This is a genomic window from Williamsia sp. 1138, assembly GCF_002095435.2.
Classification (GTDB): Bacteria; Actinomycetota; Actinomycetes; order Mycobacteriales; family Mycobacteriaceae; genus Williamsia.
This window is the reverse complement of record NZ_MJEJ02000041.1, coordinates 113,304-139,670: the sequence shown is the minus strand read 5'-3', so window position 1 is coordinate 139,670 and position 26,367 is coordinate 113,304. Positions and strand designations below refer to the sequence as shown.

At 62.2% G+C, this 26,367-nt stretch carries 26 protein-coding genes and 1 pseudogene; 17 read left to right on the top strand and 10 right to left on the bottom strand.

Going from position 1 to position 26,367, the window contains the following annotated elements; all coding sequences use genetic code 11:
- Positions 1-186: 186 nt before the first annotated feature.
- The 5 genes from BH683_RS28695 to BH683_RS12425 form a co-directional block, all read right to left on the bottom strand.
- The gene (locus BH683_RS28695; RefSeq protein WP_168187033.1) at positions 187-744 is read right to left on the bottom strand and encodes a DUF4839 domain-containing protein; all 558 of its coding nucleotides are present in this window, start codon (positions 742-744) and stop codon (positions 187-189) included.
- A gap of 389 nt (positions 745-1,133) precedes the next feature.
- Positions 1,134-1,511 carry an Lsr2 family protein gene (locus BH683_RS12445; protein WP_168187032.1) on the bottom strand — a complete coding sequence of 126 codons (378 nt, stop codon included), beginning with the start codon at positions 1,509-1,511 and terminating at the stop codon, positions 1,134-1,136.
- 325 nt (positions 1,512-1,836) lie between these two features.
- Positions 1,837-2,880 carry a hypothetical protein gene (locus BH683_RS28690; RefSeq protein WP_168187031.1) on the bottom strand — a complete coding sequence of 348 codons (1,044 nt, stop codon included), beginning with the start codon at positions 2,878-2,880 and terminating at the stop codon, positions 1,837-1,839.
- Positions 2,881-2,889: 9 nt separating this feature from the next.
- Positions 2,890-4,050 carry a hypothetical protein gene (locus tag BH683_RS12430; RefSeq protein WP_084836569.1) on the bottom strand — a complete coding sequence of 387 codons (1,161 nt, stop codon included), beginning with the start codon at positions 4,048-4,050 and terminating at the stop codon, positions 2,890-2,892.
- Positions 4,047-4,448 carry a hypothetical protein gene (locus BH683_RS12425; protein WP_143696049.1) on the bottom strand — a complete coding sequence of 134 codons (402 nt, stop codon included), beginning with the start codon at positions 4,446-4,448 and terminating at the stop codon, positions 4,047-4,049. Before BH683_RS12425 ends, BH683_RS12430 begins: the two co-directional genes overlap by 4 nt.
- Positions 4,449-4,607: 159 nt before the next feature.
- On the opposite strand from BH683_RS12425, the gene BH683_RS12420 reads away from it, so the two are divergent.
- From BH683_RS12420 to BH683_RS12340, 17 genes and pseudogenes are all read left to right on the top strand, one after another.
- Positions 4,608-4,832 (top strand): hypothetical protein, encoded by a 225-nt coding sequence (locus BH683_RS12420; protein WP_084836567.1) that lies wholly within the window; start codon positions 4,608-4,610, stop codon positions 4,830-4,832.
- Positions 4,833-5,678: 846 nt separating this feature from the next.
- Positions 5,679-6,699: pseudogene (locus BH683_RS12415) on the top strand (IS110 family transposase); the annotation flags it as partial.
- 441 nt (positions 6,700-7,140) lie between these two features.
- Complete coding sequence (locus tag BH683_RS12410) at positions 7,141-8,316, top strand: cytochrome P450 (protein ID WP_084836566.1); 1,176 nt, start codon at positions 7,141-7,143, stop codon at positions 8,314-8,316.
- The gene (locus tag BH683_RS12405) at positions 8,316-8,507 is read left to right on the top strand and encodes a ferredoxin (protein WP_246833338.1); all 192 of its coding nucleotides are present in this window, start codon (positions 8,316-8,318) and stop codon (positions 8,505-8,507) included. Before BH683_RS12410 ends, BH683_RS12405 begins: the two co-directional genes overlap by 1 nt.
- Positions 8,508-8,514: 7 nt before the next feature.
- Complete coding sequence (locus tag BH683_RS12400; protein WP_210405202.1) at positions 8,515-9,282, top strand: hypothetical protein; 768 nt, start codon at positions 8,515-8,517, stop codon at positions 9,280-9,282.
- Positions 9,283-9,371: 89 nt separating this feature from the next.
- Positions 9,372-9,884, top strand: a complete 513-nt coding sequence (locus tag BH683_RS12395) for a cytochrome c oxidase subunit 3 (RefSeq protein WP_084836614.1) — start codon at positions 9,372-9,374, stop codon at positions 9,882-9,884.
- A 1-nt stretch (position 9,885) separates the two neighbouring features.
- Positions 9,886-10,176, top strand: coding sequence for a cytochrome C oxidase subunit IV family protein (locus BH683_RS12390; protein ID WP_246833337.1), 291 nt, complete (start codon positions 9,886-9,888; stop codon positions 10,174-10,176).
- A gap of 289 nt (positions 10,177-10,465) precedes the next feature.
- On the top strand, positions 10,466-11,230 hold the full coding sequence (locus BH683_RS12385; RefSeq protein ID WP_094647443.1) for an ABC transporter permease: 765 nt from the start codon (positions 10,466-10,468) through the stop codon (positions 11,228-11,230).
- A 1-nt stretch (position 11,231) separates the two neighbouring features.
- Positions 11,232-12,089 carry an ABC transporter permease gene (locus tag BH683_RS12380; protein ID WP_084836563.1) on the top strand — a complete coding sequence of 286 codons (858 nt, stop codon included), beginning with the start codon at positions 11,232-11,234 and terminating at the stop codon, positions 12,087-12,089.
- Between the two features lie 5 nt (positions 12,090-12,094).
- Positions 12,095-13,303, top strand: a complete 1,209-nt coding sequence (locus BH683_RS12375) for an MCE family protein (protein ID WP_168187030.1) — start codon at positions 12,095-12,097, stop codon at positions 13,301-13,303.
- Entirely contained in the window at positions 13,300-14,325 is a 1,026-nt protein-coding gene (locus BH683_RS12370) for an MCE family protein (protein WP_084836561.1), read from the top strand. The genes BH683_RS12375 and BH683_RS12370 overlap by 4 nt, the downstream gene beginning before the upstream one ends.
- Positions 14,322-15,491, top strand: coding sequence for an MCE family protein (locus BH683_RS12365; protein WP_084836560.1), 1,170 nt, complete (start codon positions 14,322-14,324; stop codon positions 15,489-15,491). Before BH683_RS12370 ends, BH683_RS12365 begins: the two co-directional genes overlap by 4 nt.
- Complete coding sequence (locus tag BH683_RS12360) at positions 15,491-16,759, top strand: MCE family protein (RefSeq protein ID WP_084836559.1); 1,269 nt, start codon at positions 15,491-15,493, stop codon at positions 16,757-16,759. Before BH683_RS12365 ends, BH683_RS12360 begins: the two co-directional genes overlap by 1 nt.
- Positions 16,760-17,905 carry an MCE family protein gene (locus tag BH683_RS12355; RefSeq protein ID WP_246833336.1) on the top strand — a complete coding sequence of 382 codons (1,146 nt, stop codon included), beginning with the start codon at positions 16,760-16,762 and terminating at the stop codon, positions 17,903-17,905. It abuts the gene before it with no gap.
- A 2-nt stretch (positions 17,906-17,907) separates the two neighbouring features.
- The gene (locus tag BH683_RS12350; RefSeq protein ID WP_084836558.1) at positions 17,908-19,344 is read left to right on the top strand and encodes an MlaD family protein; all 1,437 of its coding nucleotides are present in this window, start codon (positions 17,908-17,910) and stop codon (positions 19,342-19,344) included.
- Positions 19,314-20,180 (top strand): hypothetical protein, encoded by an 867-nt coding sequence (locus tag BH683_RS12345; protein ID WP_084836557.1) that lies wholly within the window; start codon positions 19,314-19,316, stop codon positions 20,178-20,180. Before BH683_RS12350 ends, BH683_RS12345 begins: the two co-directional genes overlap by 31 nt.
- Complete coding sequence (locus BH683_RS12340) at positions 20,177-21,217, top strand: RDD family protein (protein WP_084836556.1); 1,041 nt, start codon at positions 20,177-20,179, stop codon at positions 21,215-21,217. The genes BH683_RS12345 and BH683_RS12340 overlap by 4 nt, the downstream gene beginning before the upstream one ends.
- A 7-nt stretch (positions 21,218-21,224) precedes the next feature.
- Here BH683_RS12340 and BH683_RS12335 read toward each other — a convergent pair whose 3' ends face one another.
- From BH683_RS12335 to BH683_RS12315, 5 genes are all read right to left on the bottom strand, one after another.
- Entirely contained in the window at positions 21,225-21,845 is a 621-nt protein-coding gene (locus tag BH683_RS12335) for a TetR/AcrR family transcriptional regulator (protein ID WP_084836555.1), read from the bottom strand.
- Between the two features lie 1,251 nt (positions 21,846-23,096).
- Complete coding sequence (locus BH683_RS12330) at positions 23,097-24,008, bottom strand: LLM class flavin-dependent oxidoreductase (protein ID WP_084836554.1); 912 nt, start codon at positions 24,006-24,008, stop codon at positions 23,097-23,099.
- Complete coding sequence (locus BH683_RS12325; protein WP_084836553.1) at positions 23,992-24,861, bottom strand: acyl-CoA thioesterase domain-containing protein; 870 nt, start codon at positions 24,859-24,861, stop codon at positions 23,992-23,994. Before BH683_RS12325 ends, BH683_RS12330 begins: the two co-directional genes overlap by 17 nt.
- Positions 24,858-25,424 (bottom strand): TetR/AcrR family transcriptional regulator, encoded by a 567-nt coding sequence (locus BH683_RS12320; RefSeq protein WP_084836552.1) that lies wholly within the window; start codon positions 25,422-25,424, stop codon positions 24,858-24,860. The genes BH683_RS12325 and BH683_RS12320 overlap by 4 nt, the downstream gene beginning before the upstream one ends.
- The gene (locus tag BH683_RS12315) at positions 25,421-26,185 is read right to left on the bottom strand and encodes an SDR family oxidoreductase (protein ID WP_084836611.1); all 765 of its coding nucleotides are present in this window, start codon (positions 26,183-26,185) and stop codon (positions 25,421-25,423) included. Before BH683_RS12315 ends, BH683_RS12320 begins: the two co-directional genes overlap by 4 nt.
- Positions 26,186-26,367: the final 182 nt, after the last annotated feature.

Sequence of the window (26,367 nt, the reverse complement as noted above, 5' to 3'; positions counted from 1 at the left end):
TCATCCGCCACGTAGTTCGTTTGTACTACAACAGCTTCAAGGGTTCATCTCTGCAGCGCCGTGGCCGCTTTCCGTGGCGTGTTCAGTCACGAGACCGTGCGCTCGCTCCGTAGAACATTGACCACATCTGCCTGGGGTTCCCGGACTCCGGCACGTCCAAGTCAGATCGGCATGAGTGCACTAAAGCTAACGGGCGGCAGTGGCAACCGGCTCAAGAAGGAACAGGCACGACTTCTCCTCGTAGCGGTCGACCTTCGCCGTGACGCTTAGGTCCGCCCTGACGCTGATCGTGTCTGATACCGAGCCGACCCAGTGAAGGTCGTTCGTGGTGTTCACATCGCGGAACTGGAAAGCAGGCCCGGGCGCGGATGCTTCGCTGAAGTCGCCCGCGTTGATGAGAATGTCGTATCTTGTGCTTGCGCCCTCGTGGGGTGCCATCGCGCCGATGCTGCCCGGGAACGAGATCGTCTGACCACGATGAGCCGCAGCGAACGCTGCGATTTCAAATGAACAATAGTCAGTCGATGCGAGCACAGTCGCGAGCTCCGAACTGTTTTCAGGCGTGAGAACAAAGTCATTCGGCTCCGGCGATGATGTCGGCGCCGTGCCTATCGCTTGAGGGACCGGTTGCTCGCTCGATGCAGCTGCCTCACTTGACGCATGGCCGGCCGATTCTGCTGACGCGGTCTCATTTTCGCCGATCACTCCGACTACGATGATGGTCGCGAGCGCAAGCGTGAACACGCCGCCACCGACGATCCAGAGGAGCCGGCGAGACCGGGGCGCAGGGCGTCGGAACGTGATCTTCGTCTGGATCTCCCCGGGCGTCCGAGCAACAACCTCCCAGCCTGTGTCTTCCCACTTCTCGATGGTCGGGACTCCATGCCGCGAACCGCGCGAACCGTCTTGATCTCGTACGTGCCTGCGGTGTTCGTTGTCATGTCCACAAGCTCCCCGATTCACGCCGGAACGTGACCGGACTCGCAAGGAGCTTACCGACCGGCACTGCAAATGTGGCGCGCAGCCTCGCGAAGCCCTTCCACGAATCGAAGTAGCGCGCTCTCTATATCGAGGGGAAATAGTTGTCACGATTTTGTGTAGTTCAACAGAAACACCTCCTTGGCGAGGGCACGTCAGTGCGCTGCGTCGAATTCTTCGACGATGGCGCGCGGGATGTGGCCGCGGTCGGAGACCTCGTAACCGTTCGCGCGTGCCCACTCGCGGACCGCTGATAGTTGCGCTTTGTCGCCGCCCCTGACGGCTGCGGGGGTGGCTGCGCGAGCGGGTGCCGGTGCCTGCTTGGTCGTGGACCGCTTTTGCCGGCCTCCGATCTTGGTGGCCTTGTCGATCCACTTCTGCATGTCCTTGTCGAACTTTTCTGCCGACTTGCCACCGAGATCGAGTGAGTAGTCCACCCCGTTGACGGTGAACGTTTCCACGATCACCTCCGAAGGATCGAGTTCAGATCCGTCGAAGTCGTCGGTGATGTACTCGATAGTCCTGCGTGCCACAGTGGTTGGCCCCTTCGTGTCGTGGTGGCGCGTGGAAGCGCGGGATGTATTGAGTCGTTGATCGTTCGCCCGAACGTACCGCCGACCAGCGATGCAGAGCGAACTGGGGATCCTCGCGCACAGCACCGCCGATGCCAAGTCTCACCGAGGCGTTCTCCCGATGGTCGGCAGCTGTCGCCACGTCCACTCCGGTGACGTGCGCCCACTAGCGGGCGCACGTCAGCTTGCACTGGCCCACATCCGCCTGTGACAGCATTTCGGGCGGGGAGGATACGACTAGCCGGGCAAGCCGCCAGTCTCGGCAGTGGCTGTACGGCAGCGGTTTTCAGTCGGTGTCGTCGAGTAGTTGCTCGGTGCGGGCCAGCAGCGCGGTCATCTGGTGATCGAGTGCGTCGAACACGGCGTCGAGGTCCTCCAATTCGGCGGCGGCGCGGCGGCGCGCATCGACCCCGTCGTCGTGCGTGTCGTCCAAGACAGGCACAACAACGGGAGTCGGTGCAGGCTCGATGGGGCGGGCGCGGCGCTCGAGGACCCCCGCCGTCCACGCGGTCCGTCCTGTGTTCGGCCGGCCCGGTGCCCGCAGGTGGGTATGCAGAATTGCATCGACCGCACGCTTGGAAAGCCCGGTGGTGGTGTCGCCGATCGGAGCGGTCGGATTACCCCAGCGGTCGAACGTCGGCAACAACGCAGCGTCGGGGTCATAGTGCTCGTGCCACGAGACCTGCGGCGCCTGGGCGCGGGGCGGCGCGGTGTGCAGGACCGGTGCCCACGCCATCGGCGACGGGCGCCGCACCGTGAGGTCGCGGACGCCTGCCCACCGGGCCCACACTGCATGCACGCCGTACGGATCGTCTGCCTCCAACGGCGCGGTGATGTCGTGTCCACCGCCAATCCGCAGCACACCACGGGCGACGTCGACGGTGATGTCCCCGCACCGCAATTCCCCTACCTGCGCGATCGGTATCCCGAGGCGGCACACCAAAGTGAGGACCAGTGCGTCGCGGCGCCCGAAAAGCCCTGCAGGCCAGCCACTGACCGGCAACCGCTCGATCACCTGGCGGGCGGTGCCGGCGTAGCGATCGCGCGCCGACAACAACGCGCGCACGGCGGTGACAGTCCCGGGTGGAGTGTGTCCGGCGATCCGGTGCGCGGCGTTGATCGCTGACACCCGCCGGCGCAACGTTGCGCGGGAGACTCCCGGTTCGCAGTCGAGGAACCGGGCGACCGTGACCGCAGACGCCGGCAACGACGCCAGGTTGAACGCGGCGGCCCAGTCAGTAAACAACAGCCAGTGCCCGCGGTGCGAGGCCGGCATCCGGTAAATCATCGCGGCGTCGGACAGTGCTGCCGACGCAGAAGGGATGGTCACGGTCGCAGCTCACATGCCGATGGTGGTGGCGGCGTTCTGGTGGTGAATGTTGTTCTCGCGCGCGTAGTTCAACAGTGATTCCACCGATTTGTGGCCGGTCTGCTTCATGATGGTCGTCGGCTCATGTCCGGTACGGAACGCCTCGGTGACAAACCCTGCCCGCAGGCTGTGGGCGCCGTAGCGGGTGATGTCCAGGTCGGGGCGTGCCGCCGCCAGCCGCCGGCGGACGATGGTGTGGATCAGTTGCCCGCCCGGGGCAGTCTCGGTGAGGTCGCTGGCGGCGGTGATGCTGCGGAACAGATCCACCGCGGGATTGGTCTCGGGGAGGGTGCCGCCGCAGATATGCTTCTCGTGCGGTCGGTCGGCGGCCAGCAGCCGGATCAGCCCGGCCCTTCCGAGGCGGTCGTAAGCCAGGTGGCAGTCCAGCCACCGCAGATACGCACACGGCCCACAGGTCTCCAGGTGCTCCCCCGTTGGCAAGGCTTTTTTGAACCCGGCGCCGTCCTGGTCGGTCTTGGACTTGCGGACACTGATGATCCAGCCGTCGCGAGTGCGGCGCACATCCCCCACCGCCAACGCCACGATCTCCGAGCGGCGCATCGCCCCCGCCCACCCCAACACCAGGGCGGCGGTGTCGCGGCGCTCCCGCAGCTTGGTCCGCCACGTCAACGCGCCCGTCCGGGCGACGGACACCGCCTCTCGCAAATCGACCAGGTCGAAGGGATCTTCCGGGCGGCGGGGCCGCCGGCCCGAGTCGGCGCCGCGGCGGCGGATTGCCGACAGCGTCCCCGACACCACCGGGCTGAGCCACAACGGCGCCGACTCCCCCACCGCGTCCGCCTCCTGCTGGTGGGGGCTGTGGGCTTTGTGGACAAACTTGATCGCCGCCGCCGCGCCCTCGATCGCCGACATCGAATACGCCGCGCTCCCATCACCTTTGACCGTGTTCTCCAGCGACAGAAAGTAGTCTGCCACCACATGCGGGTTCGCCGGAAGCGCCTGATGGCCACCGCGGCGGCAGTAGGTTTCGAACGCGGCCCAGGCGCGGGTGTAATTGCGGCGGGTGGACTCGGCCCGCGTATCGAGCAGCGATGTCTCCACTCGCGCCAGCAAGTCCTGCGACAGTCCCAGCGCCTGTGCCGATATCGGCGCAGGCAAAACATCGGTCATCGCGACACCGTACCGATGGTGTCGACGAAGCTTCCCGCGGTAGCCGGACGCAGCACCAACACCACATTCCCCACCCCGGCAACGACACTGCCTACTGCGTTCGCGGCCGTGCACACCAAGAACCCGTCGCCGTCGACACCGCCGCGGCCTACGACCCACTCACCAGCGCCCGCTCCCACGACCGTCATGCACGCCTCGTCGACGGCAGCAGCGACAGCGGCAGCGTGATCGGCGATCCACTCCCAATCCTCGTCACGCGCCAACACCGTGGCCGTGCTCACGATAGGCAGCACCGTCGCGTCATCGGGATACATGTCCGCGAACACCGCACCTACCCACGTCGGGCAGGGGCCGATCGCACAGTGAAGGGCGGCACTGACCGGTTCAGTTGCCCTCACCTCGCACCCTCCTACCGTCACCTGCGTCCAGTCCTACTGCAGGCTACCGACAGCAGATTGTCGCTGCAGGTGACACGCCCGCGGCCTGCGCTAAACCGACGACCGAGCCACAATGCTCGGACGGACGCAACTGTCGGAGGCAGTGCCTACCCTTCACGAATGCGAACGATACGAGCCGACGTCGAGCCAGTCGGACACTGTTGGCTGGTCCGACTTCCCGAACTCGACGGAATCAACGGGTTCGGCACCGCCTTCACCCAAGCCCGAACTCGCGACGAGATCACCGTTATGGCGATCGACCTTGCCGCAATCATCCTCGAGCTCTACCACAACGATATCGAGATCACCGTGACTGGCGTGCGGACTGCTGACGCCGACGACTAGACCACCGGCCCGGTGGACTGGCATCACCCGACATAGTTACCGATTATCGGCTTAGCACGCGCGGTGCCCTTCCGCTCGTCAAATGGAGGTAACACCTGGCGAAACCAGTCTGCCTAGGCCAGCCAGTCCACGCGCCGCAGTTAAGACCCCTCAAACCACCCTATCCAATATTTTAACCCCATATCTACCCCGTAGTCAGTCCCCATTTGCCCCATGAATCGCGATGCGCCAATCGGAACAGGGGGCAAGACGTCGAGTCGGATTTGATTGCTCGGACCGGCTCTCGAACGGCCAGGCGCTTGCTCGGGTTATGTGCATATCTGGGCGAGTGTGGAAAACTCCATCATTCGCCAGACATGCCCGACATCGCAGTTGACCCGCTGCGTCTGCCGCGCAAGTCGCCGTTCCCCCGCGTCGAGAGGTTCACGGGAACGCGTCACCGGCTTGCCCGTCAACATCGTCTCAGTAAGCGCCGGAGCCTTTAGCCGGCGTATTATCCACTACCCACGAAATGGGTTATGTCGCCAGTTCCGAAACAACACTCGAATCGGAGCAGTGTAGTTCTTGTTATGAACGCGTACGGCCGGGTGCTCATCGAAGCCTTGCATCTGCCGCGTCCGGGGTTAGCGTTTAAAGGGATGCCATTCCGCGGCTTCGCCGATCACGTCTCGAGTCGACACGCTTCAGCGTGGGCTTCTGCCGGCGGTACCTCGTCTGTGCGCACCAAGCTAAAAGCCAACCGCCGCCCCCGTTCAACGGCCCGATCAGCTGCGAAGTGCGCAAAGGCGCCAGTTCCAATCGATCAACAAGGCCCCGGGTGGAAATCTTGGACAAGCACGGAGCGCAGCCAAACCACACCCCCAGTATCGTTTGCGGGCGGTGTTCGACCAGCTCGCCGCGCACGGTCCGGTGTTAATCGTGGTCGATCAACCCACACCATCGGTGCGTTGCCGGTGACCGTGGCCCGCGCTTGCGGACGTCAGGTGGCCTACCTGCCCTGGTTGTTGATGCGCCGGATCGCCGATCTGTATCCCGGGAACGTGAAGACTGATGCTCGTGATGCGTTCATCATCGCCGACACTGCCCGGACCATACCGCACACATTGCGACCGGCGATACCGGCGATGACACCCTCACCGAGCTAGGCGTGCTCGTCGGTTTCGACGACGACCTCCCTGGCGAAGCCAATCGCATCAGCAACCGAATCCGAGAGCTGGTTGACCGGCATACATCCGGCTCAGGAACGCGTCCTGGGTCCGTGGGTAACCCATCGAGCGCTGCTGGAAATTCTGTCTCGCTGCGGCGGCCCGATCGGCATACGCGCGGCCGGCACCCGCAAACTCACTGCGCTCGCCACCAAACCTGCGCCACGTATGGGTGCCCGTCTGGCCGCAGACATACGTACAGCGCCCGAGGCGCAACCGTTGTCGTACCCGGACCCGCAGCCGGCGGAGATCGTGCTACCGAAGCTCGCGGTCTCGCTGAACGCGATTCTGCAGCAACGCAAATCCATCGGTGACGACGTGGAGAGGATGCTCGATGCCCACCCTCTTTCCCGGGTCCTGACCTCCATGCCGGGCGTGGGAGTCAGGACCGGAGCGAGGATCCTGCTCGAAGTCGGTGACGGATCAGCATCCGCTTCCGCCGGCCACCTGACCGCCTACGCCGGAATCGCCCCGGTCACCCACCGATCAGGAACCTCGATCCGCGCAGAACACCCCGCTCGATCAGGCAACCGCAAACGAGCCGAAGGCCAAAAAGCGACAACGCAGCCCTCATCTGCCTCGCCCGACGCCGCTGCGACGTCCTCTACGCCATGCTCGAAGACCACGAGCTCTGCCGTCACCCGACAGCGACCGCGGCTTGACGAAGACCATAAGGACACCCCCCGTTGCGAGGACGCTGAGTCTCGTGACGCACTGCGAGAGAACACCGAGTGTCGCGGTGGCGGTTCAATCTAGGTCGAGCCATTGACTCCTCCACACCTGAGAGGCATTCTGTCTCACAGACCACATCCTCCGGCGGCTTGGCGACCGCAACAAGGTGCAGCAGGGCCGGACGCAGCCATATCCATAACATCTGTCCGTCAATCTCATTCAGAGGAACTGCCTAACATGATCATCGATCTGATCGAACCCATCGAGTACTTCATCAAGCTCATCGCATGGGGTCTCCTCCGAGGGCAACTTCCACCGGGCTGATCAATACCTAATCTCCGAAAAGATTGACGAACGCCTCACTTATGGGTCATCCTGTCTCATAGATTCCCGGAACGATCGGTCCCGGAGACGCGAGGAGATGTACTGTCATGACGACTACCAGTGAACTGAAACAGGGCTACTACGACTCGGCGCCGATTGCCGACAACCGCACGACCGGGTGGAACTACATGCGAAAGCCAGGCTCTGCGTATCAAGCCGGCGACACCTATTACCTCACGAGCTACGACGCGGTCCGTTACGCCCAACGGAACCCGGAGATCTTTTCCTCCGCAAAGGCGTTCGATGCGATCAGCGCGGTCGTCAAACTGATACCACTCGCGGTGGATCCGCCTGAGCACAAGCGGTACCGACGCATCTTGGACCCGATGCTGGCGCCAAAGATGATCGATCGCATCGAAGACCGCCTGCGAGACCAGGTCCGCGAACTGATTGACGCATTCGCTACGACCGGTAGATGCGATGTGGTACAAGACATTGCGCTCAAGTTTCCGACTCAGGCGATCTTGACACTCTTCGGGTTGCCCTTGGAGGATCTGCAACAATTCCTCGATTGGGTCGACGCTTTGATCGGTGGAGCCGTTGCCGAATTGGCAGCGCCGAGCGAGGCGCAGATGACGGCCGCGCTCGGCTTGTTCGGATATCTCCAGACGCACATCGAACGCAAACGTGCGAATCCCGGCGATGACATGCTCAGCGACATCTTGTCTCTCAGCGGCGACGATGCCTGGGAGGATTCCGAGGTCCTGGGACTCGGCTTCCTATTCGTGTTGGCCGGTTTAGATACGGTGACCGCGACCATTGGCTTCACGATGATGAACCTTGCCGAAAACGAGCAACTGCGACGTGCGATCATTGCCGACCCCGATCTCATCGCTCCGTTCATCGAGGAGTCGGTGCGACTGGAACTGCCGGCACCGTTGACGCCGCGCATCACCACAGAAGAGGTCGAGGTCGATGGGCTCACGATCCCAGCTGATTCACGTGTCATGTTGGTGCTGGCAACAGCGAACCGCGAGCCGGAGAACTCCGATCATCCGGACACCATCGACATCGAAGACCCCGTGAGCCACTTGTCCTTCGGGGGCGGTGTGCACCGGTGCCTCGGCTCGCATCTTGCTCGTCGGGAACTGCGGTTGACCATCGAAGAATTTCACGCCCGCATCACCGACTATCACATCCCCGAAGGGTTCACTCCGCAGGTGGTGTTCCCCGGTGGGACCTTGCACCTTGACTCGTTGCCGCTCGAGTTCACCGTCGAATGATGGCGAGGATCGAGCTGAATGGCTGTGTCGGACACGCCATGTGCAACGTCGCGGCTCCCGACGTCTTCGACCTGGACGACGACGGTTACTGCATACCGCCCGCGGCGGAGATATCGGACATCGTTCGCCAGCAGGCAATCGCCGGAGTAAAAGCCTGCCCTGAACGTGCCCTGACCCTGGTCGACGAGTAGCGCTGCCGTGGATTTGAAACTGGAACGGATCGCAGCGTGGGCCGGCCTGGTGTTCATGGTCGCCTTCGGTCTGTCGTTTTGTCTCATCGCCGGCCTGATCCCGCCACTGTCGCCGACGTCCAGCGCCCAAGAAATCCGCCAACACTTGATCAACGACAAGATACGGATGCGTTTCGGTATCGCGGTGATGATGCTTGCATCCCCTTTGGCGTTCGGTTTCATCGTCGCCATCACCCTGCGATTGCGTCAGATCGAGGGGCGCCTCGGGGTCTTGTCGTTGTGCCAGTTTGCCGCGGGGATCGTCTTCCCGATCGGCTTCATGTTTCCCGCCATGATCCTGGGAGTCGCAACCTACCGTCCTGAATCCCGTCCACCAGAGCTCACATTGATGCTCAACGACGTCTTCTGGATGATCTTCGTCGGCATCGTCGGGACGCTCGTAGTGCAGGCTGTGTGCGTGGCACTGGGGGTGCTCATCGACCGCGGACCGCACCCGGTACTGCCGCGCTGGGTTGGCTACTTCAACCTGTGGTGCGCGGTGTTGTTTGTGCCCGGCGGATCGATTGTGCTGTTCAATGACGGCCCGCTGGCCTGGAATGGCGCATTCGCGTTCTGGGTGCCGCTTGTCGTCTTCGGCACATGGATGGTGCTGATGCCCGTCATGATGCTGCGGTCGATCAACGAACAAAATACTCGCGAGCGCCACGACAGCGGCACCCTGGATGGCTGCCCCCGATCCGAGTCACCCGAGATGCGGCACCCGGTGGCGACGTGACCGTGCTGCCGAGGCGGACCGATCCATCTCACCGTGACACCCAAGCTGAACGTCGAGTTCCCGGCGAACCCGGCACTTGGGTTTTCCTCATGGGTGACATGGTTGTGTTCGCGGCCTTCTTCACAATCTTCCTCGTCGAACGTGGCAAAGATCCAGATGTGTTCGAGACCGCGCAGCGTCAGATGAACCTCGGGTTGGGCTTGGCCATGACCGTCGTCCTGTTGACGAGTTCGCTGTTCGTTTATGCAGGTCTGACGGCGATTCGCTCGCACGTCCGCTCCATCGGCAGCTACGCATTTGCCGCTGCGCTGACGTGCGGACTCATATTCGTCGCGCTCAAGATCCTCGAATACACGCAGAAACTCGATGACGGGCACGGGCCAGGGTCGAACACGTTTTATCAGTTCTATTTCGTTCTGACGGGCTTGCACCTTTTCCATGTGCTGCTGGGCATTGGCGTGCTCGCGGCCCTGGTGCGACAGGCGAGGCGAGACACATTCGGCGCAACGAGGATGGGGATGATTGAGAGTGGCGCCAGCTTCTGGCATCTCGTCGATCTTCTCTGGATCATGCTGTTTCCGCTCCTCTACGTGGTGAGTTGACATGCCCGAAAACAACGCAAAGGCAGTGTTTCCCGTCCTCTTTCGAAGTCGCGCAGCCTTCACCTGGAGCATGTTGATCGCGGCGACACTGCTGTCGTTCGCCATCGGTATCGAACACAGCACCAGTTCGCTCGTCGGCGTCGCCGTCCTCGGGGTCGCGGCGATCAAGATGCGCCTGGTCGGCCTGGACTTCATGGAACTTCGCCACGCGCCCCCGGCCTTACGCCTCGCGTTCGAAGGTTACTGCCTGGGGCTGTGGGCTGTATTGGCTGCCAGCTACTTGTGGCTCTAGCCGAATCGGTTCCATTTCTGACACCTCTAAACACTATTGACATAGCGGGCATGCGCGTGCCCTAACGATGACGCGATAAGGCTCTAGCACTACATATACTGACCTACTGTGCCATCGGGCACGAACCGGACATTGCCTCCCCGAACCGTCCCGGCACAACAACTTCGCGATTTCTGACAATCACGTTTGATACTTGTTGTAGTGTGACTTGCAATACAGAATGTCTCACTGGTTGCCTCGTTGGACGATCGGTCGGCCAGAGAGACACCCATGGGAGGACACAGTGGCAGTGGCACGGTTGATCGAGTCGCCGGTTCGGTCGGTGGGCGCTTTTTTCGTCATCTGTCAGCAGACAGCGACGGGAGTGTTCAAGCGCCCGTTCCAGTGGCGTGAGTTCTATGAGCAGGGGTGGTTCCTGGTCAGGGTGGCACTGTTCCCCACACTGATGGTGGCCATGCCCTTCACCGTTCTGGTCATCTTCACCCTGAACATCCTTCTCGTCGAGTTCGGTGCTGCCGACCTATCGGGCGCGGGTGCCGGGCTGGGTGCAGTCACCCAGGTCGGGCCGCTCGTGACGGTGCTGATCGTGGCCGGCGCCGGCGCGACCGCCATTTGCGCCGACCTCGGATCACGCACTGTGCGTGAAGAGATTGACGCCATGCGGGTTCTGGGGATCGATCCGATCGTGCGCCTGGTGGTTCCGAGGGTGCTTGCATCGACCCTGGTCGCGGTATTGCTCAACGGGTTGGTCATCTCCATTGCCTTGATCGGCGGCTTCTTCTTCTCCGTGTACGCGCAGAACGTGACGCCCGGCGCCTATGTCTCGAGCCTGACCTTGGTCACCGGACTTCCCGAGGTGATCATCTCGGAGATCAAGGCCGGCCTGTTCGGCATGGTGGCGGCGCTTGTCGCCAGCCACATGGGACTCAAGGTCAAGGGCGGCGCCAAAGGTGTTGGTAACGCGGTCAACGAAACCGTTGTCTACGCCTTCCTTGCGCTTTTCGCGGTGAACGTCGTCGTCACCGCCATCGGAGTGAAAGCGACACTGGGCTGACATGACTGTTTCCTCCACGCTCAAAGCGCGATACCCCAAGGCCACCAAAAACCTCAGCCGCCCCTCTGCAATGCTCCGGACGGTCGGCGAGCACGGCTACTTCTATGGCCGGGGACTCATGTCCATCGGGCACGCCCTGCGCAGCTATCGCAAAGAGACAATCCGCCTCATCGCCGAAATCGGCATGGGTACTGGAGCCTTGGCCATCATCGGCGGCACCGTGGTGATCGTGGCATTCATGACCTTGGCCGGTGGCACCTTGCTGGCGATTCAGGGCTACGCATCACTGGGCGACATCGGTGTCGAAGCGCTAACCGGATTTTTCGCCGCATTCATCAACGTCCGCATCATCGCACCGGTCGTGGCCGGTATCGCGCTCGCGGCAACCATCGGCGCCGGAGCGACGGCGCAACTCGGCGCCATGCGGATCAGCGAAGAGATCGATGCCCTCGAGGTCATGGGAATCCAAAGTATCTCCTACCTCGTGTCGACGCGCATCGTCGGCGGACTGATCGCGATCGTGCCGCTGTACTCGATGGCGATCCTGATGTCCTTCCTCTCCACACAGGTCTACACAACGTTCATCGCCGGTCAATCTGCGGGCGTCTACAACCATTACTTTATGACGTTTCTCCGTCCTACAGACCTCATGTGGTCATTCGTGCAGGCGATCGCGATGTCTTTGGCTGTCATGCTGATCCACTGCTACTACGGATTCAATGCCTCAGGTGGCCCTTCGGGTGTGGGCGAAGCCGTTGGTCGCGCCGTGCGGGCATCACTGATGGCCGTCGTAATGGTCACATTGCTTGTGTCCCTTGCGGTGTACGGCACCTCCGGCAACTTCGATCTGGCGGGCTGATGACGATGAGCATCAAACAGGTCGGGCATCGCAAGACGCCGCCGTATAAGACGGCCGGTCTGATCATGATCATCTTGCTGGTACTCGTGGTGGGAGTCTGCGTCACGGCGTTTCGAGGAGGTTTCGACGACACCACACGTGTGACTGTGGAATCAGAGCGATCTGGCTTGGTGATGGACGTCGGGTCGAAGGTCAAATACCACGGCCTGCAGGTGGGTAAAGTGCAGACAGTTGAACTAGAGAACTCGCGTGCGGTCCTGAAGCTAGGTATCGATCCGGGCAAGCTCAGCGCGATCCCGGCCAACGTCGTCGCAGTCATCAAGCCCACGACGGTCTTCGGTGCCAAGTACGTCGAGTTCCTCGACCCCGCGACACCGGCACGAACCGCTCTGCACGCCCATGCCACCATCTCCGCCCAAAACGTCACCACCGAGATCAACACGGTCTTCGAGAACCTAACGTCAGTGTTGGACAAGGTCGACCCGGCCAAACTCAATGGAGCGCTCGGCGGCATCGCCGCCGGACTACGCGGCCGAGGCGCGGAGCTCGGCGAAACATTGTCCGACGCGCAGATCGTCACCAGCGAAGTGAACACCCACATGAAGACCCTGCAACACGATCTGCGCCTCACCAATGTCGTTGCCAACAATCTCGCCGACGTCAGTGACGAGATCATGGGCATCCTCGGCGACTCGACGGTAACCGCCCAAACGATCTCCGCAGAAGACAAGAACACCGAGGCTCTGCTGTTGTCGGCGATAGGCTTTGGACAGAACGGAACCGAACTGCTCGGCCCGAACAAGGCCAACTTCGTCAATTCGATGCAGCTGCTCACCCCCACCACCGAGCTGCTCACCAAGTACAGCCCCACCTTCGCGTGCTTGGCGCACGTCGGTGCAACGGCGTTCAAGAATGAACTGCCCGTGGTCGACGCCACCAACTACTCGGCGCTGCTCGACGCTGGTCTGCTGTTCGGCGATGCCGCCTACACCTACCCGGAAAACCTGCCGAAGGTCAGCGCAGAAAACGGGCCCGGCGGCAAACCAGGCTGCTATCCAACGCAGAGCTGGAATACCTATCCGGCGCCTTACCTGCGGATGGACACCGGCGCACCGCTCAACGGCCCGGGCACCGACAAGCCGCGGCTGGGGTCTCCGTTTCTGCTTGATTACACCAACGGCACCTCTGCCGGGGGAGGTACCGGACGCCCATGAACAGCGGCAGAGCGGTACTGATCCGTTTCCTGGCCTTCGTCATCGTGATGATTTTCTTCATGGTCGCGATCATCGTGGTCTTCGGTCAACTCCGATTCGACAAACAGGACGGCTACCATGCGGAGTTCACCAGCGCATCGGGCCTGAAATCGGGCGAGTTCGTCCGCATCGCCGGGGTCGAGGTGGGACGTGTGACCGGGGTGTCGGTGGCCGGCAACGTCCGGGCCAACGTCGACTTCACACTGGACCGAGATGTGAAACTGACCCAATCGACCCGCGCCGTCATTCGCTACAAGAACCTGACCGGCGACCGCTACCTCGAACTCACAGAGGGGGTCGGCTCGTCGGCGCCGCTACGCAAAGGCTCGGTGATCCCCGTTCAAAGGACAGACCCCGCACTGGATCTCGACGCCCTGATGGGGGGCTTTCGGCCATTGTTCAAAGCTCTGGACCCCGACAGCGTCAACCGGCTCAGCGGCGAGCTAATCGCGGTGTTCCAAGGCCAAGGCGGCACCGTGGCAAACGTTCTCTCTCAAATCGGCGAGCTCACCAATTCGCTGGCCGACCGCGACCAACTGATCGGCGCGGTCCTCACCAACCTCAACACCACCCTCACCACAGTGAACCGTAACCACGGTCAGTTCGACTCAATGATCGACAACCTGCAACAGCTGGTCTCGGGAATCGCCGAGCGCGCCGATCCGGTCGCCGCTGCCCTCGAACACGTCTCAGGGGCATCGAAAACGGTCGCCGACCTCCTCGGTGCCACCCGGCCGGCAATCGCCGACGACGTCAACCAACTAAACCGGCTCAGTACCAACATCAACAACGACGGCGAGTGGTTCGAAGGTCTACTCGGCCGTTTGCCCGGCGACTACCGACGGCTGTCGCGATTGGGCCTCTACGGCGATTTCTTCAGCTTCTACTTGTGCGATGTCACCTTGAAGGTCAACGGCCCCAACGGAGATCCCGTCTACATCGACTTGGCGGGCCAGCAAGCGGGGAGGTGCACACCAGAATGAGTATCGGACAATCGCTGCGATCACCGAACACACTGCGCATCGGCATCATCGGCTTGGTGCTCATCGTCGCAGTTGTCATCAGCGCACAAAACTACGACAAAGTCCCGCTCCTGGGCGACAACCGGGAATACAGCGCTTACTTCGGCGATGCGGCCGGCTTGCGATCCGGCGCGACGGTCGAGGTGGCCGGCGTCAAAGTCGGCAACGTCGAAGGGATGGAACTGGCCGGAGACAAAGTCCTCGTGCGGTTCTCGGCGAACGGCGTGGAGCTGGGCACCCAGACCGAGGCCTCGATTGTCACCAGTACCGTGCTCGGTAGCAAAGCGCTCAGTATCGAGCCGCGTGGCGGCGAACAGCTCGGAGCCGATGCAATCATCGACCTCGATCACACCACGACGCCGTACATCCTGACCGATATCCTCGGCGAGTTGACCACGACCATCAGTGGGATCGACACCGGTTCGTTGACCAAATCGCTCGATGTGATGAGCCAAACGCTGGACAAGACAGCGCCGAATCTCGATGTCGCGCTACAGGGTGTTTCTCGGCTGTCGTCATCGATCAACAATCGTGACGACCTGCTCAGAAACCTCTTGTCGAACGCATCGGGCGTCACCGACATACTGTCGAAGCGATCGACGCAGATCAATCAATTGATCCTGGACGGGAACACCCTCTTCGGCGCCCTGGACAACAAACGCCAAGCCATCGACCTCCTGCTGACCAACCTGTCTTCGGTCGCGACCGAGCTGCGAGGTCTGATCGACGAGAATCAGGCCACGCTCGCTCCGACCCTGGACAAGGTCAACACATTGGTCGACATGCTCAGCCGGCGACGGCAGGATCTGGCCGACGCACTGTTGCCCTTGAGCCAGTACGCGACCTCACTCGGAGAGTCTGTGGCGTCGGGCCCGTTCTTCAAGGCATACATCCCGAACTTGCTGCCCGGACAGTTCCTGCAGCCGTTTATCGATGCCGCCTTTTCGCAGCAAGGAGTCAATCCGGGCGTGCTCGGATCGAACTACTTCCCGGTCCCTGGCGGGAACAACGCACCTGCCGGCACCATTCCGCCCAGCGATCGCGGTGGCGCGCGTACCCCGGTACCCAGTTCACCGGCGCCGCCTTTCCCGACCATCCCGGCGACACCCAGCACGGGAGGGAACTGATGAAGCGCAGACTATCAGCGGCGTGGGGTCGCCTGGGCACCGTTGCGAGCGTGGCGGTGGTGACGGTGGCAGTGCTCGTCGTCGGCGCTGCCGTTGCCGGCGGCTGGCATCTTTACGAGTCGGTCGGACGAACGTCCGTCACAGCGGAGTTCCCCACCGCATCGGGGATCTACGAGGGCGACGACGTCTACGTACTCGGAATCAAGGTGGGTGCGATCGACACGATCGTTCCCCAGGGCGACAAGGTCAAGATCACCTTCCACTATGACTCGTCGGTCAAAGTACCGGCTGATGCCAAAGCGGTCATCCTCTCGCCGAGCCTGGTGTCCTCGCGTGCCATCCAGCTGACTCCTGCATACGGCAGCGGACCAACGATGGTGGACGGCGCCAGGATCGGCCTGGACCGGACCGCAGTTCCGGTCGAGTGGGACGATTTCCGGGCCCAACTCGAACGTCTCGCGTCGTCGTTGGCCCCCACCACATCCGAGCCCAGCGGCCCGCTCGGAGGATTCATCGATTCCGCGGCGAACAATCTCGACGGGCGGGGCCAGCAGATCAACGACACCGTCTCCAAGCTGTCCGATGCGATGACAACGCTTTCCGATGGCCGCGACGACCTGTTCGCGGTGATCCGCGATCTCCAGGTCTTCGTCGACGCGCTGGCTTCGAGCGATCAGCAGATCGTCCAGTTTAACGGACGGCTCGCCTCGGTGACGCAGGTGTTGACCAACACCGACAACGAACTGAGCGGCGCTCTTTCCGACATCGACAATGTCACCGACGAGATCACAACCTTTGTCGCCGACAATCGGGACAAACTCAGCCACGCGGTAGAGCGCTTGACCGAGGTCACCACGACCCTCAACAACAGCAAACCAGCCCTCGAACAGCTCCTCCACGTCGCGCCGAACGCCTTCGCCAACGCGCTCAACATCTATCAGCCGGCCCAGGGCGCGCTCACCGGCGCGCTCGCGGTAACCCAATTCCAGAATCCAGTCCAATTCATCTGCGGTGCCATCCAAGCAGCCAGCCAAAAGGGTGCCGAGGAGTCCGCCAAACTCTGTGTCCAGTATCTCGCCCCGGTCCTCAAGAGCATCCAGTTCAACTACCCGCCTTTCGGGGTGAATCCCGTAGAGGGTGTGCAGGCTCGCAAGGAGCAGGTCGACTACTCCGAACCTTTCCTCAACCCGAACATCGGTGCACCGGTGACCCGATCGCGCACGGTCGACCCTCGTGCAGGGCTACCGGGACTGCTGGGAGGTAATTAGATGATCCGCCACATCATGCGTTTGTCCTTGGGCGGGAAGATGACAATCGCCGCTGCGACCGTCGCTGTTCTCGTACTCAGCGGGTGCGGACAGTGGCGGGGTCTGAACTCTGTGCCACTGCCGGGTACCGGCGGCGGCTCCGACGCCTATCACGTGTACATCCAAATGCCCGATGTCACTGCCATAGAACAAAACTCACGAGTGCGGGTTGCTGACGTCACGGTCGGAAACGTCACCGACATCCAGCGGGAAGGCTGGCACGCCCGGGTAACCGTCTCCCTCGCCGAGGACGTCGAGCTTCCCGCAAACTCCACGGCCACCGTGGGTCAGACAAGTTTGCTCGGCAGCCAGCACATCGAACTTGCTCCTCCGATCGAAGCCAGGCCTGAAGGTCGGCTCGTCGATGGCGACACGATCCCACTGGAGCGGGCGGCGAACTACCCGACCACCGAACAGACTCTGGCCGTCGTATCAACTGTGTTCAACGGCAGTGGCCTGGGCCAGATCCAAGAGATCACCGGTGAGGTCAATGCCGCTCTGTCCGGACGCGAGTCCCAGGTGCGGTCTCTGCTCGGTGATCTCGATACCTTCTCCGATCGCCTGGTGAACCAGAAAGACGACATCATCTCAGCGATGGAGGGCTTGAACCGGCTGTCGGAGAACGTCAATCGGCAGACCGACGTCCTCGCCAATGCTCTCAAGGCCATCCCTCCGGCCCTTGAGGTGCTCAACAAGCAACGCGCGAACATTCTCGGTGCTGTCCAGGTCGTCGGTGACTTTGCGGCGGTGAGCGACGAGGTCCTCACCGCGAGCAAGAACGACATCATCGACAATCTGCGCAACCTGGGCCCGGTGATGAAGGCGCTGGCTGATTCCCCCGGCGACGACCTCACCAAGGCGTTCGGGCTGTACGCCACCTGGCCGTGGCCGGAGACAACTCTGTCGAAGTGGGTGCGCGGCGACTACGCGAACCTGTCGGCGATCATCGATCTGACGCTGGGGCGGATCGACAACTCCATGCTGCAGGGCACACCGGTCGAAGGCCAGCTCACGGCGCTGGAGACTGCGATGGGTAGAACGAAGGTCCGCCAGCCCGGTCTCGGAACCCCAAATCCATTGACCGACCCCGTCACCGGAGGTGGGTAGTAGTGCAACTCTCGAGATTCATCCGAATCCAGCTGGTGATCTTCTCCGCGCTGACCATGGTGGCCGTGGTCACAATGGCGGTCAAGTATCTGCAGGTACCGACCCTTGCGGGGTGGGGGACTTACACGGTCCGTGCCGAGTTCACCAGCACCGGCGGGCTCTACCCGACGGCCAACATCACCTACCGCGGAACACAGATCGGCAAGGTCGAGAAGATCGACATCACACCGTCCGGGGTCCAGGCGACCATGAAACTGTCCAGCGACACCCCGGTACCAGCCGATCTGAACGCCGACGTGCACAGTCGATCGGCCATCGGCGAACAATTCATCGATCTCGTCCCGCGCAACGACAACGAACCCTACCTCCGTGATGGCGACCTGATCGGCCTGGACAGAACCTCTGTCCCACAGGAGGTCGGGCCGCTGATCGACACCGTCAACACCAGCCTCGACGCTTTGCCCCGTGACCAACTCCAGACCGTCGTGGACGAGAGTTACCTCGCCTTCAACAACGCCGGACCGACCTGGCAACGACTCCTCGACTCCACGCATGCGGTCGTCGAGGATGCCGCGACAAATCTGCAACCGATCACTGGATTGATCGACGGGGCCGCGCCGCTGCTCGGTGCCATCGAAGCCAGCGACCCTGCCATCCGACAGTGGTCGGGCAACGTCAAGTCACTCACTGGCCAATTGGCCGGCAGCGATGCAACCGTCCGACACCTGATCACCTCGGGAAAGCCCGCGTTGGACGAATCGACCAAACTCTTCCAGCAACTCAAACCGACCGCACCCATACTGCTGGCCAATCTGGTCAGCCTCGGACAGGTCGCGGTGACCTACAACGCGAGCCTGGAACAGTTACTGGTGATCCTGCCGCTCGGAGCCGCCGCGATGGATACCATCACCTATCCGAACCGCAGCGGGAACAAAGCTGGCTACTTGTCATTCAACTTGAACCTGAACCTGCCAGAACCTTGCACCGTCGGTTTCCTTCCGGCCTCAGAACGACGCAGCGCTGCCGCAGTCGATTCCCCGGTCCGCACCCCGGAATCACTGTATTGCGCACTACCGCAGGACGATCAGAACGCGAGTCGCGGGGCACGCAACTACCCCTGCATGGACAAACCTGGCAAGCGCGCCCCGACCGTGGACATCTGCAAGAGCGACCAAACCTACAAGCCGGTAGGAACAAACCCGTGGATCGGTGATCCCAGGCCCTATGTAGACAACCCCCTATACGACCAGTTGGCCTCGACCGTCGCGGGCGGGCGGCCTGCGGGAGCACCGGCCGTCGGCACCGCCTCCTACGACCCCGCCACCGGCAGTTACGTCGGCAGCGACGGCAAGTCATACAAACAGGCTGACGTCGCAACAAACGACGACCCTAACCGAAAGGAAACATCATGGCAGACAATGATGACTCCACAGAGCTGAACCGGACTGCCTCAGACAGCGCTGACACACACGGACTACAGGCACAGGCCGAACTCGCCCAGGCCCGGGCCATCGAAGCCGAGGCCGAACTCAAACTTGCGCAAGCACGCTCAGCCGCGCTGGCCGCGGCGATCGCCGCACACAAGACCGACAGCGCACCGACCACCTCGGTACAGTTGGAGTCGACGTCGACCACTGCCGCCACCAAAAAGGAAGAATCATCCGAGACGACAGACTCCATCGACGATGACGCCCAGACCCTGGACGCCGGCGCAGCCTTAGACACCGATGGGGCCCAGAACGCCTCCGATCCATCGGACAACGAGGTCACATCGACGAAGACGAGGCGGCTGCTGCTCCCACTGGCTGCGGTTGTATTGGTGGCCCTGGTCGTCGCCGGAATAGGCCTAAGTGCCTATTTTTTCGACAAGCATCAACAAGCAGACGACACCACCGCGAAGCACACGGCATACATCCAGGCCGCCCGGCAAGGCGTTCTGAACATCTTGTCAGTCAACTTCAACTCCGCTGACGCCGACATCAAGCGCATCCTAGACAACGCCACCGGCAAGTGGCAGGAAGAATTCAGCCCCCAAGCCGCCCCGTTCGTCGACGTCGTGAAACAGGCGAAGGTCACCACCACCGCATCGATCAGCGGCGCAGGTCTGGAGAAGGTCAACCCGGACAACAGCGCACAGGTTGTCATCGCCGCGACCGCCAAAGTCACTAATTCAGCAGGAGCACAGGAAGAGCCCCGAACGTTTCGGGTCCGCGTCACAGTCGCACCACAGGGCGACTGGTTGAAAGTCTCGAATATGGAGTACATCGCATCATGACCACCGACACCGAACTCTCCACAGACGCTCCCGACGACGGGCTGATCACCACGCCAGATGAACCGGGCACGTCACCCGGCACCGACGACCGCGCTACCAGTGACCCCGACAACGATATGGACAACGACACGATTACCTACGCATCGTGGAGCCGCCAACTCTACGCGTACGGCATCGATGTGGTGTTACCCGCGATCGCCATCACTTCCCTTGTGGGGATCATCCTGACCACTGGAGTCGAGACGTGGCCAACAATCGTATGCGGGATCGCCGCCGTCGCAATCGTAGGTTTTCTCGTTTTCAATGTAGTTGTTCTACAAGGGCGTTCCGGTCTTACGATGGGAAAGTCGGCGATGTCCATCACCACCGAAAGCGCGGAAACCGGTGATCCGATCGGTATCGTCCGGTCCGGGGCACGTCAGGTGACACACGTGATCGACACTGTCCCGCTCTTGGTCGGATGGTTCTACCCCCTGCGCGATCGGAAGCGTCGAACATTTGCCGACATAATTCACGGAACAAGGGTCATCACAACAGACCGAGCCGCGCCGACTCGAACGATCGGTTGGTCGATCGGCGTCTTGGCCGCCACGGTCCTGGCGGTAGGCACACTGGTGGCGACGCAGTATTTCGACCAATACCGCCAGGACCAGGCCTCCGCGGCGGCGTACGACGACGTGGCGAGAGTAGCGCAGTCAAGTACCGTCGCGCTGCTGTCCTACCAACCCGACAGCGTCGAGGCAGATCTCAATTCGGCGGCCAAAACCCTGACTGGCGGCTTCCTGGACTACTACTCGAAATACACCAAAGAGGTCGTGATACCCGCCGCAAAAGAAAAGAAGGTCGACACCCAAGCCGAAGCAGTCGGCGCCGGTGTCGTCTCCGCGGATGCACACAACGCCACAGTCCTGGTATTCATCAACCAGACCACTACCACTGTCGACAACCCGCAACCGACCAAGGTGGCCAGCACCGTCCAAGTCAATCTCGTCCACGTCGACGGCCACTGGCTCGTCGACGAGTTCAAGCCGATCTGACGAGCCCTCAACGTGCAGGTCGTGGGCCTGTACGCGCTGAACCTTGCCCACGTGAGGAGATACCCCGGCCCGCGAGGGCTGAATTTATTACTTGGTCGATGAACCGGCGATCAACCCGATTACGCATAATCGACACCTGCACGATCAGCGGCCCGACCAACTGGGTCAACAACAGCTCCGGGTCCGACGGCTCGTCCGAGTCTGTTGGTTCAAAACGGTCCAGCATCGACGCCAGGGTGTGTACAGTCCGCCGCATCAAGTCGTCGCGAATACTCGCGATCCGCGGATCGCTATCGGCGCTGGTGATAATCGCAGCAACGAACTGAGTCCCGGTCGGCTCAGCCAGATCCGTTGCCAACCGTGTCATCTCTCGACGCAGCCACGCCCGTAGCGGACCACGTCCGGGGCGCAGAAGAGGCTCGTCGACCGTTTGAAGCGCCTCTGACAGCAAGTCAACGGTTTCGGGCCAATGCCGATAGATCGTGGCGCGCCCGACGCCCGAGCGTTGCGCCACCCGCTGATGCGTTAGACCCGCCGCGCCCTCTTCTTCGAAGAGCGCCCGAGCCGTATCGCGCACTGCGGCTTGCGTCCGCGAGACCCTTGGGTCGGAACTCTTTGCCACCGTCATAGGGGAAGCTTAGGGGAAATCGTCTAGACGCTTGATCCGAGTGCTCGTTCACATCTCGCGGGCCGACCGCGAAGTTGGCCGATCGTAAATGCACCGAATCCAGCCGCTACTGGCCGCCAAACATCCGGAGTTTCAGCGATACCTAAGCCTGAACCCCGCGGGCTCCGCTGTACATCTACGATGACAGACAACAGAACTGGGCGTAGACAGCGAATTCTACAACCAGCAAAAGCGTTGCAGACCAATGCAAAAGCTGTGTCATCGACCAACTCGACCGTGTCAGCTGCCAGCGTGAAGGGCTGCGCGCGCTGCGGGCGGCCGGCGACACCACAGCACTACTGTCACCGAAGACCTCCTCCAGCGGGCGGCCTTCATGTTGGTGTATCCATTTGACGAACTCGCAGCGAGCGGCTGGGTTCTTACCGATGTCCGCGGCCCGCAGGTGCGGCCAGGATTGCTAGGGAAGGTGATGATGGCTAATTTGGAGGACCGCTCCGGTCGTTTGCTGACTGATGATGTCGATGAGAGGGATCTAATGCGTGGTCATGCCACGTTCGCCCACAGGGACGATCATCCTCCCCTGTCCGCGATGAGCACCCGGGCGACTGCCATCCTCGGTGGCAGCGATCCTGACGCCGACTATCTCGTGCTGGCCGCGATCAAGGACGACATGTCGACATCGTCTGCAACAACGCCGGGGTTGTCGGGCCCGGGCACCGATGTGGGAGCAACAACCACAAACATGGCAGTGGCTCAGCAACATCAAGTTGATGGGCGGGGTGCACGAGGTCACAACATTCGCGCCCCTGCTACTCCAGCACGGCACCGGTCACATCCTCAACACCGCATCTGCCGGTGGTTTGATGCCGCTGCCGACGACGCCCCTTACAACGCAACGATGCACGCAGTGGTCGGGCTGACCGAGTCCCTGAATCTCGAACTGCGGCGGTGGCCCCCGGAGTGGGCGCGTCTGTCTTGTGCCCGGGCCGCGTGGCGACCGGACTCGGCACCAACCCGCAGGCTTTCCAACCCTCGGTAGGTGCTGCGGCGACCGGGAATACACAAGATCTCGCGGGATCGGTCATCGACCCCGCAGAGCTGGCCGAACTGAACGTTGCCGGTATCGAGGCGGACGCCGTGCACATCGTGGCCGGCGCGGGTGTCGCGGCAGGGGCGGAGCACAGATGGATTCGCTTCTCCGTGATCTGGATCTGGAGGCGTGACGGCTGCGCGCGCGATGCCGACGATCAGTCAGTAACCACGCAGAGCGGCAATGACATCACTGCCGAACACGGCGATGGTGTCCGGGTCGGCGCGATCGTGGAACCGCACGATCGCGAGTTCGACACCCCGCTCGGCCTCTGACGTGAACGTCGCCGCCAACTCCCCCGGTGTCTCGATCAGCGTCGGCCCCCAACCTGATTCGGGCATTCTGCGAGCCGCTCGTTCGGCTACCTTCGCGCGGGATTCTTCCTCGACCACGACACCGACCGGATACTGCACCGAAATCTTCGCGGTTCCGCGTAGCGGCGCGAGCTCGTCGAATCTCGGGCGTGCGGCGGCAACGCAATTCCACCAGTCTGCGTGTTCCGCCACGAGCGGCATCGTCAATTGCTTACCGGCACCGCCGATATGGATGGGGATCGTCCCTCGCACCGGAGTCGGTAGACCATAGGCGCCCGACAACTGAAAGTGTTTGCCTGCATAGTCGAACGGTTCTCCCGAGAACATCATCCGGAGGATGTAGATCGTCTCGCCGAGCTGTTCGGCACGTTCTCGGCGGGTGCCGACGTCGAAGCCGAACATTCCGAACTCGTCGTCCACCGAACCCCACCCGAGACCCAGCTCCAAGCGGCCGCCGGAGATCTGATCCACGGTGGCCGCCATCTTGGCCAGGAGCGACGGATGGCGGAAGGGATTGCATCCCACCAGATGCCCGAGACGAATTGTCGACGTCGAGGCTGCGATCGCGGAGAGAAGCGTCCAGCTCTCGAGTGTGTCGAACTGCGGCGCACCAGGAGCGTAGAGGTGGTCCATGATCCAGAAGGAATCGAAACCAGCCTCCTCTGCATTGCGGGCGGCGGCGATCATCTCCGTGGCGGAAACTCCCAGTTGCGGCATGAAGATGCCGAACCGGAGCGCAGGACTACGACGGTCGGTCATGGGTGATTCGAACCAGCCCTTCTTGTGTCGTGCGGGCGACGTGTCGACCGGTCACATCAAGGATGTGTCCTTGGCAAAGAGCGCGATTCGACGACGACCACACGGACGCCGTTTCGTGAAGGAGCCACCCGCCGGTCAACGGACCCCCTTGGAACCACAGGGCGTGGTCGAGGCTGGCGGCACGGACCCGGGGGTCACCCATGATCATGCCCCGCGGCCCCAGAGAAGTGGCCAGCAAGAACATGTCGGACAGGTACGCGAGCGCGGCAGCGTTGACCAATGGATCGTCCGGGAGCCGGTCGAGCGGCCTCACCAGAAATCGTTGCTCCGCCGGAGCCGAGCCCGTCCGCAAGGTGCGCGCGCGCATCGGCTCCTCAAAGAAGCGAACCTCGAGCCGCAGCATCTGACCGAGCTTGCCAAGCCAGGTGTTGATCGTCTCCACCATGTCGGTGTCGGACTCGGTGGTGGCCCACGACGCCTGTTCCACGTCGATCGGCTGCCGCACCGGTTCCGGCGCATCATTGGTTGAGGTATGGAATGACAGCTCCGCAGTCAGTAGTCGGTGCTCTCCCTGCGTTGCGACCACGCGTCTGCGCGAGCTCGAGCGCCCGTCGCGCTCACACTGAACCGAATAATCGATCGGCAGAGCCCAGTCGCCGGCGCGCTCGAAGTATGCGTGCAACGAATGCGGGAGTTGCTGCGCCGGAACGGTTCGTCCGGCGCTGATGACCGCCTGTCCGAGCATTTGGCCACCGAATACCCGACCAGGCAGCGAAGGACGCGATCGCGCGCGGAAGACATTTTTTCCCAAGGATTCAGGATCGAGGATCTCGGCCAGATCGTCGACGATCATGCCAGTCCCTCCAGGTGGTCGCGGACAAACCGGTCGACCAAGCCGTCGTCCACCCGTGCGTCGGCCCGTAGACCAGCTACCGCACAGAGGAATACGTGTAGGTCGTCCAGGGTGAAGTCTGCACGTACCGTTCCTTGCACCTGCGCCTGCGAAATGAGGGCGCGGCCTCGCCTCCGGATTTCCTCGCGACGTCGGGTCAGACCAGGAGTGCTGTCGGGATCGGCCAAAACGATATCGGCAAGACCGCGACCACCCACCCCGGACAACCGTCGTGCATACTCCTGCATCGCATCGATTGCCGACGCCATCTCTTCAACCACATCGAGCTCGGCTTCCACCTGGGTCAGAAAATCGGCGAGAACGGCCTCGATCAGCTCGTCACGGGTCGAAAAGTGTCGATACAGAGTCCCGATTCCCACTCCGGCATCCGATGCGACTGCCGCAGCCGAGAGTTCGTATCCCCTGTTCCACAGATGCTCTCGCCCGATCGCAAGCAATTTCTCACGATTGCGGAGTCCGTCGACGCGGGGCCGGCGTCGTGCTGAAGCGTCAGCGCGGATCATCGCACCTTCAGCGTGCCGCCGTCGATCGAAATCGTCTGCCCGGTGACGAATCCGGCACCTTCTGACGAATAAAACGCCATGACGGGCACGAAGTCTTTGGCGATGTCGCCGAGCTGCCCACCGATTGGAATCCGTTGGGCCATCACGGCGTCGTGCTGGACCAGCTGCTCCTCGGACATCTCCGAGCGCGTCTTGTCGTACATGGGTGTCCAGATCGCCGGGGCGATCGCGTTGACGGTGATGCCGTGCTGGCCCCATTCGGCCGCGACGGTACGCGTCCAGGCGAGAACTGCACCCTTGCTCGCCGAGTAAGCGGCTTTGCGTGGCAATCCGTCCAATCCGGCTGCTGACGCGAAATTCAGGATCGCGCCGCCATCGGCTTTCAGATGCCGGAAGGCAGCCTGGTTGGTCAACATCGTTCCGGTGGCGTTGATCGCCATCACGGTGTTCCAAAGGTCCAACGGAGTCGACTCCGACGGCGCGAAAGGCGCGATGCCGGCTGCGTGGATCAGGACATCCAGGCCACCAAGGGTTGTGACCGCTGTATCTATTGCGTGATCGACAGACGCCTGGTCCGACACATCGACCTGGTGGAACGATGCGCCGGCTTCCTCCGCGATGGCCCGGCCCGATTCCTCGACCAGGTCCAACGACACCACCCGGGCTCCCAGCGCCGGGAAAGCACGCACGATTCCCTCTCCCATGCCGCTCGCGCCGCCGGTCACGATGATTCGACGTCCGCTGAGATCCTGCACGCTCATGTGCTTGCCTTCCATCAGGCTTAAACGGAGTTACTGGCTCCTCTTAACTCCGATCGTAGCGCCGATATGGATTCTTACGCAAGGACGCCAACAGATCTCACGATTTCGCCGCAGTAGCCGGATGATCGAGTAATCCCCCAAACCGGCCGTGAAGACGTCACTGTCGTCACCGGCGCCCGGAT